Below are 14,051 nucleotides of genomic sequence, written 5' to 3'. Positions count from 1 at the left end.
ATCTGTCAGACACATAGAGGCTGGCTGACCCACCGCATTCGCGAGCAAGCCCGCTCCCACATTTTGATCGTATTGCCAGCCATCACAGTGGATACCGACGCATCGCCGCTTCGACCTGTTCAACACCAATATGGCCCTCATCCACCAACGCCCGCAGCGCACACACCACAATCCAATACCGACTGGGCGCAGACGCCTGCACCGACCCCGCCCCCAACCCGACAAATCGCGCCGGCACATGCGCCGCCAACTGATCGACAATCACCTGCGGATAACCGGTCACGGCAATCACCGGCGCGGCGCTCCCGGCCAGGCACTCACGTAAATGGCAGCTTTGCCTGGCAGCCATCGGGTGCAGGCGATTCCAGCGCTCGGCGGCCGCAGCCTCCCGGGCGAGCCGCGTATAGCTCGGGCAACTCCACACCTGCGCCGTCACGCCCCAATCCTGTTCGAGCAGTTGCGCCGCGTGGGTCACGTCCTCAAGCGTGCGGCCAGCGCCGAGTAATCGCACATCCCCGACGGGGTTGCGGCGTAGCAGGTACATGCCCTTGAGCGCGTCTTCACGATCCTGTGTATCGAGCATTGGTGTGCGCGCTTGATCGTGCAACGCGAGGTAATAAAACCCTGGCTTGCCGTCGACATACAGCGCGCGCAAACCCGCCAGCACAATCGCTCGCGCTTCGGCACCTGACGCCGGGTCATACGGCGTGCAGTGAGGGTTCGTCGCCAGCCACAACGGCAGTGAGGGTTGCGCGCCCTTGGGCCAGGCAGAGGGTTGGTTTTCGATGTCGTTGCAGAGGATGCCGCGCCGGGTGTTGGCCTCCGACAGCCCACATAACTGCGCCGACGATGCTGCACGGTGCAGGTACAGCATGGGTTTTTCGCCGGTATTGCGCGCAAACCAGCTGGGCCAATTGCCCACACGGCGGCTGTGTGACTGGCCACGAATCACCCAGGCTTGTCGGCTCAATTCCAGGGTATTGGCCATGGTCATGACCGTGTACAGCGGCGAGCCAGGCGGCGGCTCGGCACTGTTCAGTGCATCGATGCAGTGCTGCGCGGCTTGGGCGGTAGAGACAGGCATGGGTCGAGGCTCCTGGCGACAGAGGCTCTTACCCTAATTTAAATCGGCATGTTATTGCAATTGCAATGATTGTAATTGCATCTAGGTCCCGCAATGGTAAATCGATCCAACCCTGCTACGTTTTATCTTGAAGTGCAGGAACGTCATGGCGCCGACATTTTTTCGTCATCACGGCACTTTAGGCTGGGCTTGCAGGTCATTTATCTGCAAGCGCTTTTAACCAAGAAGGAGTCCACCATGGACGAATACCAGGAAGAACTGCTGGAGTACCACGCGTTTGAACTGGATCCGCTGGATCCGGCCGATGACGCCACCGAGCTGTAACACCGACTTCAGGCGGAATGCCGTTGACTGCGGCGAAATTCCCCTGGGGTCTGGTTGTTCCACCGCCTGAAGGCCCGTTGAAAGGCTTGGGCTGAGGCAAAACCGAGCAAGTAGGCGATCTCGCCGAATGCCAGCTCCGTGTCGCGAATGTAGGTCATGGCCAGATCGCGGCGGGTATCGTTAAGAATTGCGCGAAACTGCGTGCCTTCGTCGGCCAGTTTGCGCCGCAGCGTCCAGGTAGGCAGCTTCAGGCGTGCCGCCACCTCTTCCAGGTCGGGTTCCCGACCGCCATTGAGCATCGGCCCAAGCAACCTTGTGATGCGCTCGCGCAGGCTGCGGGTGCGGGTGAGCTGCTCCAACTCGTGTTCACATAGTTTCAACAACAGCTGCCAGGTGCTGGGGCAATGCTGCGGGTTACGCAGGCCGAGGGTTGGCTGGTTGAGGCGCAGTTGGTTGGCCTCGGCACCGAAATGCACTGGGCTGTCACCCAGCACGCTGTACTGGTCGCCGTACTCCGGGGCCTCAAACTCGATGTCGATGCGTTGCGCCTGCACTGGCTGTTGGGCCAGGCTCGACAATTGCTGCAACCAGCCGGCGATGATCGAGTCCACCACAAAGCGGTTGTAGGCGTTGTATGGGCTGATGGAATAGAAGCGCAGCCAGGCGCCTTCGGCATCTTCGTGAAAGCTGGACTGCCCGCGATAGTTGGAGCCGTACAGCGCTTCAAACCGTGTCAGTGCGCGCGCCGCTTCGCGTACGTTGGGCGCCTGTGCGGCGGTGACGCCAGCCAACCCCGCCTGGCTCAGACGGCTCAATTGACCCATGCGCAGGCCCAGGCCGGGGTCGCCGGTCAGTTGGATGGCGGCGTGGCCCAGGCGCATGTAACGCGGGATCGACAGGCGTGCCCCGGCTTCGGCAAGGCGCGCCGGGTCCAGGCCGTATTGCAGCAGCAGCGGCTGCGGGTCCAGGCCATGGCTTTGCACTGCGTCGGCCAGGGACTGCACAAAGCCCACCGACAAGTCCCCAAGGCGCACCGGCTTCACGGCGTTACAGCCAGATGTTCAGCAGGCGCGCGCCACGGGCGTCGTTGCCCGCAGTGACGTGGCCGTTGTTGCTGAGGAAGCTGTGCCCGGCGGTGCCCAGGTCCCAGAACTGCCCACGCAGGAACACACTCATGCCAGCGCTGGCTTGGCTGATGGGCTGTTGGCTGATCAGGGTGAGGCGGCGCCAGGCTTCGCCTTCGCTGAGCTCTTCGGGCTTGAGGCTGATTTCCGGCGGCGTGGACACGCTTTTAAAGCCGCGCCATGGGCGGTCCCAGGTATCGCGGCCGGTGACGAAGGCCGGTACGGCGACCAGATGCGCGCCTTGCTCGTTGAGCTTGCGGTAGTTGTCCGGGTACCAGCTGTCGCTGCCGATCAGGATGCCCAGGCGCCCGGCCGGGGTGTCGACCACGCTGACCTGGTTTTCATCGCCCGGCGCGATAAACCCGCGCTCATCGTAAATCGGGTACAGCTGGCGCTGTGGGTCGCCGATGGGCAGGCCATCGGCCGCAAACACCACGCTGGCGTTGTACAGCGCGCCATGGCCGATGTGCAGCTGGCCCTGGCTGACGCTGGGGTTTGGCAACGCAATGGAACCCGCCACCAGGGTCACGCCAAATTCTTTGGCCAGGCCGCCGAACAGCACTTGATAGTCGCGGGCCATGGCCGGTGCCTTCATGCGCAGGTAGGCGTCGTCCATGCGGTTAGCGCCTTTGGCGCTGATCCAGGCGCGGGCAAACTGCAATGGGTTGCTGGCCGACAGCCAGTTCATCGCGTCCTTGAGGTGGGTGGCCTGGTACAGCTCATTCTTTTCGCCGCTGAGCATCAGCCAGGTGCCGATATGTTCCGGCAGCACGACGACGGTCTTGGCGTTAATCAAACCTTGGTCGCGGGCCTTTTGCAGGTAGGCCGAGAGTTTCAGGTGCAGGCGTTCCAGGCTCTGGTAGTCGGCAGGGAACAGCTCGGGTTGGATGCCCAGCAGGTTGCCACGGTCGGCGGGCTCGCCTTCGTTGACGGCCAGGGTGATACGCAGGTCCGACAGGTAATGCGCCACAGGGCGCTCCTGGGTCCAGACCAGATACGCGGCGACGGCGGCAACCAGGGCCATGGAGACGGTGAACGCTAGAAGTTTACGCATGGGGCAACAGACAACAGACCGTGTGCAGGGTTCGCGACTAGGGTAGGGCGCCTGCAACGGCTTGCCAAGGGGCACTGTGCATTTGGATCAATAACTTGTCAGTTACGGTCATTGAGCGGCAGTCCATCGCCTCTTAGTCTGTGGGACATAAACCGATGGCCAGCCATTCGAGCCAGCCACGTCCCGTGATGATCTGTTGTGGAGCTGTACCATGACCGCTGCTGCCTACCCGCACCTGCTGGCCCCGTTGGACCTGGGTTTTACCACCTTGCGTAACCGCACCCTGATGGGGTCGATGCACACGGGCCTGGAAGAAAAGCCCGGCGGCTTCGAACGCATGGCCGCGTATTTTGCCGAGCGCGCCCGTGGCGGCGTTGGCCTGATGGTTACAGGTGGTATCGGCCCGAACGATGAAGGCGGCGTGTATGCCGGTGCAGCCAAGCTGACCACCGACGAAGAAGCGCAAAAGCACAAAATTGTGACCCAGGCCGTACACGAGGCCGGCGGCAAGATCTGCATGCAGATCCTCCACGCCGGGCGTTATGCCTACAGCCCCAAGCAGGTGGCACCGAGCGCGATCCAGGCGCCGATCAACCCGTTCAAGCCCAAGGAGCTGGACGAGGAGGGCATCGAGAAGCAGATCCAGGATTTTGTCACCTGCTCCTTGCTGGCCCAGGTGGCCGAGTACGACGGCGTGGAAATCATGGGCTCCGAAGGCTACTTCATTAACCAGTTCCTCGCCGCCCACACCAACCATCGCACCGACCGTTGGGGTGGCAGCTACGAAAACCGCATGCGCCTGGCGGTGGACATCGTGCGCCGGGTGCGCGCAGCGGTAGGCCCGAACTTCATCATCATCTTCCGCCTGTCGATGCTTGACCTGGTGGAAGGCGGCAGCACCTGGGAAGAAATCGTGCAACTGGCCAAGGCCATCGAAGGCGCGGGTGCGAGCATTATCAACACTGGTATCGGCTGGCACGAAGCGCGTATCCCCACCATCGCCACCAAGGTGCCGCGTGGCGCGTTCAGCAAGGTCACCGCCAAGCTGCGTGGCGCGGTGCAGATCCCGTTGATCACCACCAACCGCATCAATACCCCGGAAATTGCCGAGCAGATTCTGGCTGAAGGCGATGCGGACATGGTCTCGATGGCGCGGCCGTTCCTGGCCGACCCGGACTTCGTCAACAAAGCTGCTGCCGGCCGCGCGGATGAAATCAACACCTGCATCGGCTGCAACCAGGCCTGCCTGGACCACACCTTTGGCGGCAAACTGACCACCTGCCTGGTCAACCCGCGTGCCTGCTACGAGACCGAGCTGAACTACCTGCCGGTCAAGCAGATCAAGAAAATCGCGGTGGTCGGCGCCGGGCCTGCGGGCCTGGCGGCGGCCACCGTGGCGGCAGAGCGCGGCCACCAAGTGACCCTGTTCGATTCGGCCAGCGAGATCGGCGGCCAGTTCAATATCGCCAAGCGCGTGCCGGGCAAAGAAGAGTTCTTCGAAACCCTGCGCTACTTCAAACGCAAATTGCAGACCACTCACGTCGAGGTGTGCCTCAACACCCGCGTGGATGCGGCGCAATTGGTGGCGGGCGGTTACGACGAGATCATCCTGGCCACCGGCATTGCGCCGCGCACTCCGGCGATTCCGGGCGTCGACAATGCCAAGGTGCTGAGCTACCTGGACGTGATTCTGCAGCGCAAACCAGTGGGCAAGCGCGTGGCGGTGATCGGCGCCGGCGGCATCGGCTTCGACGTCTGCGAGTTCCTCGTGCACGCGGGCGTGTCCACCAGCCTGGACCGTGAGGCGTTCTGGAAAGAGTGGGGCATCGACACCCAGCTGCAAGCCCGTGGCGGTGTGGCCGGCATCAAGCCGCAACCCCATGCGCCGGCACGTGAAGTGTTCCTGCTGCAACGCAAGACCTCCAAGGTCGGCGACGGCCTGGGCAAAACCACCGGCTGGATCCATCGCACAGGCTTGAAGAACAAGCAGGTGCAGATGCTCAACAGTGTTGAGTACCTGAAGATTGATGACGAAGGCCTGCATATCCGCATCGGCGCCGAGGGCGAGCCGCAACTGCTGGCCGTCGACAACATTGTCATCTGCGCCGGGCAAGACCCACTGCGTGAACTGCAGGATGGGCTGGTCGCGGCGGGCCAGAACGTACACCTGATCGGCGGCGCCGACGTGGCGGCCGAACTCGACGCCAAGCGCGCCATCAACCAGGGTTCACGCCTGGCTGCCGAGCTGTAAAACGACCCAAGGGGCGGTGTTAGACTACCGCCCCTTTTTCATTCAGATAGCTCCCGATGGGTCCCTTCGACTGGCTTCCCCAGGCACCGCTTGAACCGTTGCAGCTCGACTGGCTGAACGGCGTCGAACTGGCCGTGCTGCGCCTGGACCGCATCGACCCGCTGATCAGCGGCAACAAGTGGTTCAAGCTCACCGAGCACTTGGCCCACGCGCAAGCCGCCGGTGCCCGTGGTGTTATCAGCCTCGGGGGCGCCCACTCCAACCACTTGCACGCACTAGCGGCCGCCGGCAAACGCTTTGGTTTCGCCACCGTCGGCCTGTTGCGCGGCCATCCTCAAGACACGCCCACAGTCCTCGACCTCAAAGCCTTTGGCATGCAATTGCATTGGCTGGGTTATGGCGGCTATCGCGCGCGGCATGAAGCGGGTTTCTGGACGCCGTGGTGTGAGCAATATCCGCATCTGTATCCCGTGCCCGAAGGCGGCGGCGGGTTGGCGGGTGCAGAGGGTTGCGGGGTGTTGGTGGAGCAAGTGCGGGCGCAATTGAACCGTCTGGGCTGGGACGATTACCATGCGTGGTGGCTGGCGGCAGGGACGGGCACCACACTGGCTGGGTTGGCGCTGGCCGAGGCGGGCGCGCATCCGGTGTATGGCGCAATGGCCGTGCCGGATGATCATGGGGTTGCACAGAATGTGCACGCGATTGTGCAGGGCGGTTATGAGCTGCTGGATGCGAGCCGAGGTGGTTTTGCCAAGGTTGATCCGCTATTGCTGGCGTTTATCGAGCAGACAGAACGAGCTTGCGGTGTCCCGTTAGAGCCACTCTATACGGGGAAAGCCTTGCTGGCGTTGAAGCAACAGATCGAGGCCGGACGCTTCACCCCCGGCACTCGCCTGATCTTCGTACACACCGGCGGCCTGCAAGGCCGCCGAGGCTTTACCTCCTAGCGCCATTCCCACCTGGCATCATTCGCAAAGCAGTATTGTCGCGCAGGATGTAGTGGTGAATGATCCCCGCCAACGCATGCAGCCCAATCAGCCAGTAACCGACCTTGCCAAACAGCACATGCCAACTCTCAATCTCCTTGGCCAGCGCTTTGTTCTGCGCAATCAACGGCGGCAATTCAATCCCATAAAACATCACTGAATGCCCTTCGGCACTGACGATCAGCCAACCGGCAATCGGCATGCCGATCATCAATGCATACAGCGCAACGTGCATCAGTGTGGCCAACAACGTCTGCCATTGCGGCGGTGTGGGCACGATCTTCGGCGCAACCCCGAGGCTGCGTGCAAACAGGCGCAGCCACACCAGCACAAACACGGTAAGGCCGAACATAAAGTGCATTTCGACAATCAAGGTTCGCGCACCACTGCCTTTAGGGAACTGGCCGCGTAACTCTATGCAGGCGTAAACCACCGCCAGCAGCACCACCATTAACCAGTGCAGCGCAACCGACATGGTGCTGTAGCGGGTATCGGAGTTTTTCCACGGCATCGCTATGTTCCTCACTCATCAGGGCATACCTCCATTCTTTGGCGACGGAGTGCTTTAACTGTATGCCGGTTTTGAGCGGTTCGCCTGGCGTAAGTGCCGTTGTTTTGACCTCAATCAGTGGCTTTGCGGCATTTCACCGCGGGCCAGGCGCTGGTTGATATCAGTAATCACCGCCGGCAGGTCGTTGATGGTGTCGATCAGGTAGTGCGGTCGCGAGCCTTCGAACAGCTTCTCGATGCGTTTGCGCTCGCTGGCCAGGGCGGCAGCGTCCAGGTCACGAAATTGCTCGTAGGTCAGGCCCAGAGCATTGCCGGAGCAGGTCAGTGCCACGGTCCACATGCCGGCACGACGGCCTTCGAGGATGCCCGGCACGGTGTCGTCGACCTTCACGCACGCCGCCACATCGTCAATGCCCAGCGCGATCACGTTGGCCAGCGCCTGAGCCGGCCAAGGGCGGCCGTTGGGCACTTCGTCGGTAGCGACCACGTGGTCGGCGATGTAGCCGTTGGTGGCGGCCAGGGCGACCACCTTGTCCATCACCTGCTTGGGGTAGCCGGAACAGGAGCCGATCTTGATGCCTTGCACACGCAAGCGCGCGATGGTGTCCAGGGCGCCAGGGATCAGCGCCGAGTGCTCGGCGATTTTTTCGATCTGCAAGGGCATGAAGCGCTGGTAGATCGAGGTCACGTCGTCATCGGTTGGCGTGCGGCCGAAGGCCTTGCGGTAACGCTCGGCCACCTGCGGTTGGTCGCAGAGGGTGCGGATGTGGTCCCACTTGCCCATGCCCATCGGGCCACGGGCTTCTTCGATGGAGACTTGTACGTCGAACTCGGCGAAGGCTTCGACAAAGATCTGCGTGGGCGCAAAAGAGCCGAAGTCGACCACGGTGCCGGCCCAGTCGAGGATCACGGCCTGGAGGGTGTTGGGGTTTTGATAGTTCATTGTTCAAATCCTGTGGGTAATGGGGGCAATCAGATGTCCAGCACTTCCATTTCTTGCAGCACCTGGCCGATCGCTTCGACCGCCGCCTGCATGCCTTGCGCATCAACGTGGCCGATGCAGCCGACGCGGAAGGTGTCTACCTGGGTCAATTTGCCGGGGTAGAGAATGAAACCCTTGGCCTTGACCCGCTCGTAGAAGTCCTTGAACTGGTAGCGCGGGTCTTTTGGCGCATGGAAGGTGACGATGATCGGCGCCTGGATGGCGGCTGGCAGGAAGCTGCGCAGGCCCAGTGCGGCCATGCCCTCGAGCAGCGCCTGGCAGTTGTCGGCGTAGCGTTGATGACGTGCGGGCAGGCCGCCTTCTTCCTGGTATTGCAGCAAAGCTTCGTGCAGCGCGGCGACCACGTGGGTCGGCGGCGTGAAGCGCCATTGGCCAGTCTTGGTCATGTAGCTGTGCTGGTCGAACAAGTCCATCGCCAGGGAATGGCAGTTGCCTTGGGCGCCCGCCAGTGCCTGTTTGTCGGCGAAGACAAACCCCATGCCCGGCACGCCTTCCAGGCATTTGCCCGAGGCGGCGATCAGCGCGTCAAACGGCACTTCGCGGGCGTCGATCGCCAGCGCGCCGAAGGAGCTCATGGCGTCGATGATCAGGCGTTTATCGTGTTGTTTAACCACCTGCGCGATGTCCGGCAGCGGGTTGAGAATGCCGGTGCTGGTTTCGCAGTGGATCAACGCAACGTGAGTGATGGCCGGGTCGGCGCGCAGCAGGCGGTCAACGTCTGCGGCGGTGGTGGGCTCGTCTTCAGCGGTTTCGAAGGTGCTGAAATCGCGGCCGAGCACTTCGCAGATCTTCGCCAGGCGCTTGCCGTAGGCGCCGTTGATCAGCACCAGCACCTTGCCGTTGCGCGGCACCAGGGTGCCGATGGCGGCTTCGACGGCAAAGGTGCCGCTGCCTTGCAAGGGCACGCAGTGGTGGCTGTCGCTGGCATGCAGGATGGCCAGCAACTGGGTGCAGACGCTGGCGGTCAATTGGTTGAAACGGTCATCCCATGACCCCCAATCCACCATCATTGCCTGACGGGTGCGGTTCGATGTGGTCAAGGGGCCAGGGGTCAGCAGGATCGGCGCAGCAGTGCTCATCTCAAGTCCTCGCAAGGTCATTGGGGGGTGAAGCTACGGCGCCTAAATTGCAGTTTGGCTTGTCATCAATCAAATTGTTTGTTGTTATGCGAGCTATCAGTGAGGCCGATAGCTATGAATTTGTTTCAACTGCGTGCATTCGATGCCGTGGCCCGCGAGGGCAGCTTTACCCGAGCCGCCGCACGGCTATTCATCAGCCAGCCGGCGGTGACCGGGCACATTAAGGCCCTGGAAGAGCACTACCAGATCGCACTATTGCGCCGTACCGCCCGGCGGGTGGAATTGACCGAGGAGGGCACGCGCCTGGCCGCGATCACCCGGGCAATTTTCGGCCTGGTGGATGAAGCGCAGACGCTGCTCGAAGCCAATCGGCAGTTGCTCAGCGGTCGCTTGGAGGTCGCCGCCGACGGCCCGCACCTGGTGATGCCGATGATCGCCAGCCTGCGTGCCCGTTACCCCGGCATCACCGTGAACCTGCGCCTGGGCAATGCCCAGGAAACCCTGGCGGCGCTGCTGTCCGAGCATGCGGATGTGGCGGTGCTGACGGAGGTGGAGCCGCGCAATGGCCTGCACCTGCAGCCTTTGAATGAGTCGCGGATTTGCGCGCTGGTGCCGGCCAGCCACCCGTGGGCGGCACTGCCCAAGGGCATTCGGCTGGAACAGCTCAACGAGGTGATCATGGTGTTGCGCGAACCCAGCTCCATCACGCGGCGTACCTTCGATGATGCGTGCGCGGTCGCGGGTGTGCAGCCCAAGGTGCTGCTGGAACTGGACAGCCGCGAGGCGGTGACCGAGGCCGTGGCCGCCGAATTGGGCGTGGGCGTGGTGTCGTCGATGGAAGTCAGCCGGGACCCACGTGTGCAGGCGGTGGCGATTCAGGGCGATGGGTTGTTGAACCGGCATATGCTCGGCTGCATGGAGCGGCGCCGCTCATTGCGCTTGATTCAGGCGTTCTTTGAGTTGGCGTCTTGAGTTGATGATCGAGTTGGGGCCCGAAAATTCAACGCAAACTGTCCCGAACGATATCCAGAAACGTCGCCACCACCCGCCGCGAACTCTGCTCTTTGAGGCACACCAGCGTTTCCTTCATGCGCTGGCTGCAATCGCGGATCGGCATGGCATACACCCGCGAGTCGGCGCCCAGTTCCGCCGCCGACACCACGCCCACACCAATCCCCACCACCACCGCCTCCCGCGCGGCTTCGCGGCCTTCGACCTGGATCGCCGGGCGGATGCGCAGCCCGGCCTGGCGCATTTCCTGCTCCAGGGTCTGGCGGGTGACCGAGCCGATTTCCCGCAGCACCAATGGCGTGTCGTCCAGGTCGGCCAGGCAGATGGATTCGCGCCCCGCCCACGGGTGGTTGCGCGCCACAAAGGCGAGTAGCTGCTCATCGGGCAACGGCAACGACAGTAGGCGTTCATCGTCGACATCGCGCCCCAGCAGGGCCAGGTCGGCCTGGTAGTTGTACAGGCGAAACAGCGATTCGTCGGTGTTGCCGGTTTCGATCTTGACGCTGATGCCCGGGTACAACTGGCAGAAGCGCGCGATCTGCGGCATCACATGCACGGGCGCGTCCACGGCCAGGGTGAGGGTGCCGGTGAGCAGGGCGCGGGAGTCTTGCAGCAGCTCTTCGGCTTCAGCCTCAATCACAAACAGGCGCTGGGTGATGCCGAGCAGGCGTTCGCCCAGGTCGGTAAGACGCACCGCACGTTTGTTGCGGTGAAACAGCAGCACGCCGAAACGTTCTTCGAGCTTGCGCACCTGGTCGGAAATCGCCGGCTGCGTCAGGAACAGGCGTTCAGCGGCCTGAGTGAAGCTGCCGTGGACGGCCACGGCGTGGAAGGCTTTGAGCTGTGCGTGGGAAACCGACATCGCAGATCCTCTTACAAGCTGAGCTTATAGGTGAAATACGATAAATCGATTTTACCTATTAGTCAGCCATTGCTTTTATACCCCCCAGTCACCGACGGTTGAGTCCTACAACCTCGGTGACCATGGGTTCTGCCAAGCCGGACCCATCTGACCAATGCCGCGCTATCCACGGCCTGGCATTGCAGTGCTCAACCATAAAAACAACAGGCATTTGCTTTTCGATCCTGCCGGCACACTCACCTGAGGTCAGAACCACCATGAATATCCAAACGGGTAGCATCAAGCGTTGGCGCGTGCAGATTTTTGCCATCACCTGGCTGGCATACGCCGCGTTCTATTTCACGCGCAAAGCGTTTTCGGTGGCCAAGCTGGGCATCGTTGATGACCCCAGTTTCCCCCTCGACAAAATGATGATGGCCAACCTCGATGGCCTGTACCTGGCGGCCTACGCTGTGGGGCAGTTTACCTGGGGCATGCTGGCCGACCGCTTCGGGCCACGGGTGGTGGTGCTGGGCGGGTTGTTGATATCCGCCGCAGCGGCCTTGGTAATGGGCACCTTTGCCACCTTGCCGATTTTTATCAGTTGCATGTTGATCCAGGGGCTGGCGCAGTCCACCGGCTGGTCGGGGCTGTGCAAGAACCTCGGCAGTTTCTTCCCGGCACAGCAACGCGGGCGGGTGTTGGGGTTGTGGAGTTCGTGCTACGCCTTTGGAGGCTTGGTGGCATCGCCCTTTGCCGGCTGGTGGGCCTACACGCTGATCGGCACTTGGCACGCGGCGTTTATTTCCAGTGCGGCAGTGGTGGCGGTGGTGGCTGTGCTGTTCTTTATCTTCCAGCGCAATACACCGCAGGATGTCGGCTTGCCGGCCGTCGAGCCGGAGCCCGTCGTGGCGGGCGAGGCGCAGCGCGTCAGTGTGCTGGAACCGCTGCGTGCGATCCTGCGTAACCGCACGGTGCTGACCTTGGGCCTAGCGTACTTTCTATTGAAGCCTGCGCGTTACGCGATCCTGTTGTGGGGCCCGGTAATTGTTTATGAGCAAATGCCCTCAGTGGGCAAGGTCGGCGCGGCCATCGTGCCCACGGCGTTCGAGTTGGCCGGGTTGCTGGGGCCGATCATGATCGGGCTGGCGTCCGACAAACTTTTCGGCGCCCGGCGCATGCCGGCCTGTGTACTCAGCCTGCTGGCGCTGACCGTGGCCCTGGCGTTGTTCATGGGCGCGCTGCACACCGGCAGCGTGATGCTGGTGATGGCCTTGCTGTTTGTGATGGGCCTGACCCTGTACGGGCCGGACTCGATGATCAGCAGCACGGCGGCCATCGACTTCGGCACCGCCAAGGCCGGCGCCACGGCGGCAGGCTTTGTGAATGGCTGCGGTTCGGTGGGGGCGATCCTTGGCGGCCTGCTGCCGGGCTACTTCGATACGGTCACGGTGTTTATCGTATTTGCCGGCGCGGCGTTGTTTTCTTCGCTGGTGCTGATGCCTTACTGGAATGCCCGGCCCACCGTGCTGGCCCAGGTCGGCGACTTTGTGCCGGAGCGTAACGTCACGATCAAACCCTTGCGCACCTGAGGCAGCTGGCCGGTTTTTGGTGGATTAGAGTGTTTTTGCGCTATAAACTCTGCCCCCAAAGCGCCGGCCAGTAGACGTTTCGGCGCGATGGACGAAAAGAGAGTGAGTCATGGGCGCACAGTGGAAAGTCAAACATAAAGAAGCGGCATCCAATGCCAAGGGCAAGATTTTCGGCAAGTTGGTGAAAGAAATCACCATCGCCGCCCGCAACGGCGCCGACACCGCGACCAACGCCCACCTGCGTTTGGTGGTAGAGCAGGCCAAAAAGGCCTCGATGCCCAAGGAAACCCTGGAACGCGCGATCAAGAAGGGCGCCGGTCTGCTCGGCGAAACCGTGCAGTACCACCGCGTGACCTACGAAGGTTTTGCCCCGCACCAGGTGCCGTTGATCGTTGAATGCGTGACCGACAACATCAACCGTACCGTGGCGGAAATCCGCGTGGCGTTCCGTAAGGGCCAGCTTGGCGCTTCCGGTTCCGTGGCGTGGGACTTCAACCACGTCGGCCTGATCGAAGCCTCGCCGGACAGCCCGGATGCTGACCCTGAAATGGCCGCTATCGAAGCGGGTGCGCAGGATTTTGAAGACGGTGAAGAAGAAGGCAGCACCTTGTTCATCACCGAAACCACCGACCTCGACTCGGTGCAAAAAGCCCTGCCGGAGCAGGGTTTCACGGTGTTGTCGGCCAAGCTGGGCTACATCTCGAAGAACCCGGTAAGCGGTTTGACCGAGGAGCAGATGGCTGAAGTCGAAGCCTTCCTGGAAGGGTTGGACAACCATGATGACGTGCAGGATATGTTCGTTGGGTTGGCTGGCTGATTTATAGCTGAATAAAGGCAGGCAACAATGTGGGAGCTGGCTTGCCTGCGATGGCGGTTTGTCGGTGTACATATCCGTTGCTGCGGTGATGGCTACTTAGGGTTCCGCCCTGACGGCGGGTCACTTTTGTAAAGACCGGAATGCCGGCCCAGACAAAAGTAACCAAAAAGCCTGCGTTCGGCCATCGTGGTTAACGGGGCGATCTCAGATCAAGATCTACAGCACGGCGGCCTGAAAGCCGACCTGAGTGGTTGAATCAAAAGCCATATCAAGTGCAAAGCAAAAGCCCATCTACCTGATGGCAACTGGGTCTAAATGTGGGAGCGGGCTTGCTCGCGAATGCGGTGGGTCAGTTGATTCATCTGTCACTGACCC

Annotated in this window: 13 protein-coding genes; 6 read left to right on the top strand and 7 right to left on the bottom strand. The window is 61.9% G+C overall.

Annotated features, from left to right (window positions below; genetic code table 11):
- Positions 1-82: 82 nt before the first annotated feature.
- Entirely contained in the window at positions 83-1,084 is a 1,002-nt protein-coding gene (locus ACTD9P_RS27220; protein ID WP_438870092.1) for a transketolase-like TK C-terminal-containing protein, read from the bottom strand.
- A gap of 93 nt (positions 1,085-1,177) precedes the next feature.
- Here ACTD9P_RS27220 and ACTD9P_RS27215 point away from each other — a divergent pair, with 93 nt between their 5' ends.
- Complete coding sequence (locus ACTD9P_RS27215) at positions 1,178-1,408, top strand: hypothetical protein (RefSeq protein ID WP_438870091.1); 231 nt, start codon at positions 1,178-1,180, stop codon at positions 1,406-1,408.
- An 8-nt stretch (positions 1,409-1,416) separates the two neighbouring features.
- Here the strand turns inward: ACTD9P_RS27215 and ACTD9P_RS27210 are convergent, their stop codons facing one another.
- Together ACTD9P_RS27210 and ACTD9P_RS27205 are read right to left on the bottom strand one after the other, a co-directional pair.
- Complete coding sequence (locus ACTD9P_RS27210; RefSeq protein WP_438870090.1) at positions 1,417-2,451, bottom strand: AraC family transcriptional regulator; 1,035 nt, start codon at positions 2,449-2,451, stop codon at positions 1,417-1,419.
- Between the two features lie 4 nt (positions 2,452-2,455).
- Entirely contained in the window at positions 2,456-3,586 is a 1,131-nt protein-coding gene (locus ACTD9P_RS27205; RefSeq protein WP_438870089.1) for a carbon-nitrogen hydrolase family protein, read from the bottom strand.
- A gap of 211 nt (positions 3,587-3,797) precedes the next feature.
- Here ACTD9P_RS27205 and ACTD9P_RS27200 point away from each other — a divergent pair, with 211 nt between their 5' ends.
- Positions 3,798-5,837 (top strand): oxidoreductase, encoded by a 2,040-nt coding sequence (locus ACTD9P_RS27200; protein ID WP_438870088.1) that lies wholly within the window; start codon positions 3,798-3,800, stop codon positions 5,835-5,837.
- Positions 5,838-5,893: 56 nt separating this feature from the next.
- The gene (locus ACTD9P_RS27195) at positions 5,894-6,784 is read left to right on the top strand and encodes a 1-aminocyclopropane-1-carboxylate deaminase/D-cysteine desulfhydrase (protein ID WP_438870087.1); all 891 of its coding nucleotides are present in this window, start codon (positions 5,894-5,896) and stop codon (positions 6,782-6,784) included.
- Here the strand turns inward: ACTD9P_RS27195 and ACTD9P_RS27190 are convergent.
- From ACTD9P_RS27190 to ACTD9P_RS27180, 3 genes are all read right to left on the bottom strand, one after another.
- Positions 6,774-7,334 carry a cytochrome b gene (locus ACTD9P_RS27190; RefSeq protein ID WP_438870086.1) on the bottom strand — a complete coding sequence of 187 codons (561 nt, stop codon included), beginning with the start codon at positions 7,332-7,334 and terminating at the stop codon, positions 6,774-6,776. The two genes, ACTD9P_RS27195 and ACTD9P_RS27190, sit on opposite strands and share 11 nt — an antisense overlap.
- 114 nt (positions 7,335-7,448) lie before the next feature.
- The gene (phnX, locus tag ACTD9P_RS27185; protein ID WP_219267196.1) at positions 7,449-8,276 is read right to left on the bottom strand and encodes a phosphonoacetaldehyde hydrolase; all 828 of its coding nucleotides are present in this window, start codon (positions 8,274-8,276) and stop codon (positions 7,449-7,451) included.
- Positions 8,277-8,305: 29 nt separating this feature from the next.
- The gene (locus ACTD9P_RS27180; RefSeq protein ID WP_438870085.1) at positions 8,306-9,415 is read right to left on the bottom strand and encodes a 2-aminoethylphosphonate--pyruvate transaminase; all 1,110 of its coding nucleotides are present in this window, start codon (positions 9,413-9,415) and stop codon (positions 8,306-8,308) included.
- Between the two features lie 114 nt (positions 9,416-9,529).
- Between ACTD9P_RS27180 and ACTD9P_RS27175 the strand changes: the two genes are divergently transcribed.
- On the top strand, positions 9,530-10,387 hold the full coding sequence (locus ACTD9P_RS27175; protein ID WP_438870084.1) for a LysR substrate-binding domain-containing protein: 858 nt from the start codon (positions 9,530-9,532) through the stop codon (positions 10,385-10,387).
- Between the two features lie 28 nt (positions 10,388-10,415).
- Here the strand turns inward: ACTD9P_RS27175 and ACTD9P_RS27170 are convergent, their stop codons facing one another.
- A complete protein-coding gene (locus ACTD9P_RS27170) occupies positions 10,416-11,288 on the bottom strand; it encodes a LysR substrate-binding domain-containing protein (RefSeq protein ID WP_438870083.1) in 873 nt (290 codons plus the stop codon).
- 257 nt (positions 11,289-11,545) lie between these two features.
- Between ACTD9P_RS27170 and ACTD9P_RS27165 the strand changes: the two genes are divergently transcribed.
- The gene (locus tag ACTD9P_RS27165; protein ID WP_219267200.1) at positions 11,546-12,859 is read left to right on the top strand and encodes an MFS transporter; all 1,314 of its coding nucleotides are present in this window, start codon (positions 11,546-11,548) and stop codon (positions 12,857-12,859) included.
- Between the two features lie 109 nt (positions 12,860-12,968).
- Entirely contained in the window at positions 12,969-13,676 is a 708-nt protein-coding gene (locus ACTD9P_RS27160; protein WP_438870082.1) for a YebC/PmpR family DNA-binding transcriptional regulator, read from the top strand.
- Positions 13,677-14,051: the final 375 nt, after the last annotated feature.

Origin of the sequence: Pseudomonas onubensis (assembly GCF_965653655.1) — a bacterium.
In the GTDB taxonomy this organism is placed as follows: Bacteria; Pseudomonadota; Gammaproteobacteria; order Pseudomonadales; family Pseudomonadaceae; genus Aquipseudomonas.
Note: the sequence above shows the minus strand (reverse complement) of the source record. Positions and strands in the feature narration are given on the sequence as shown.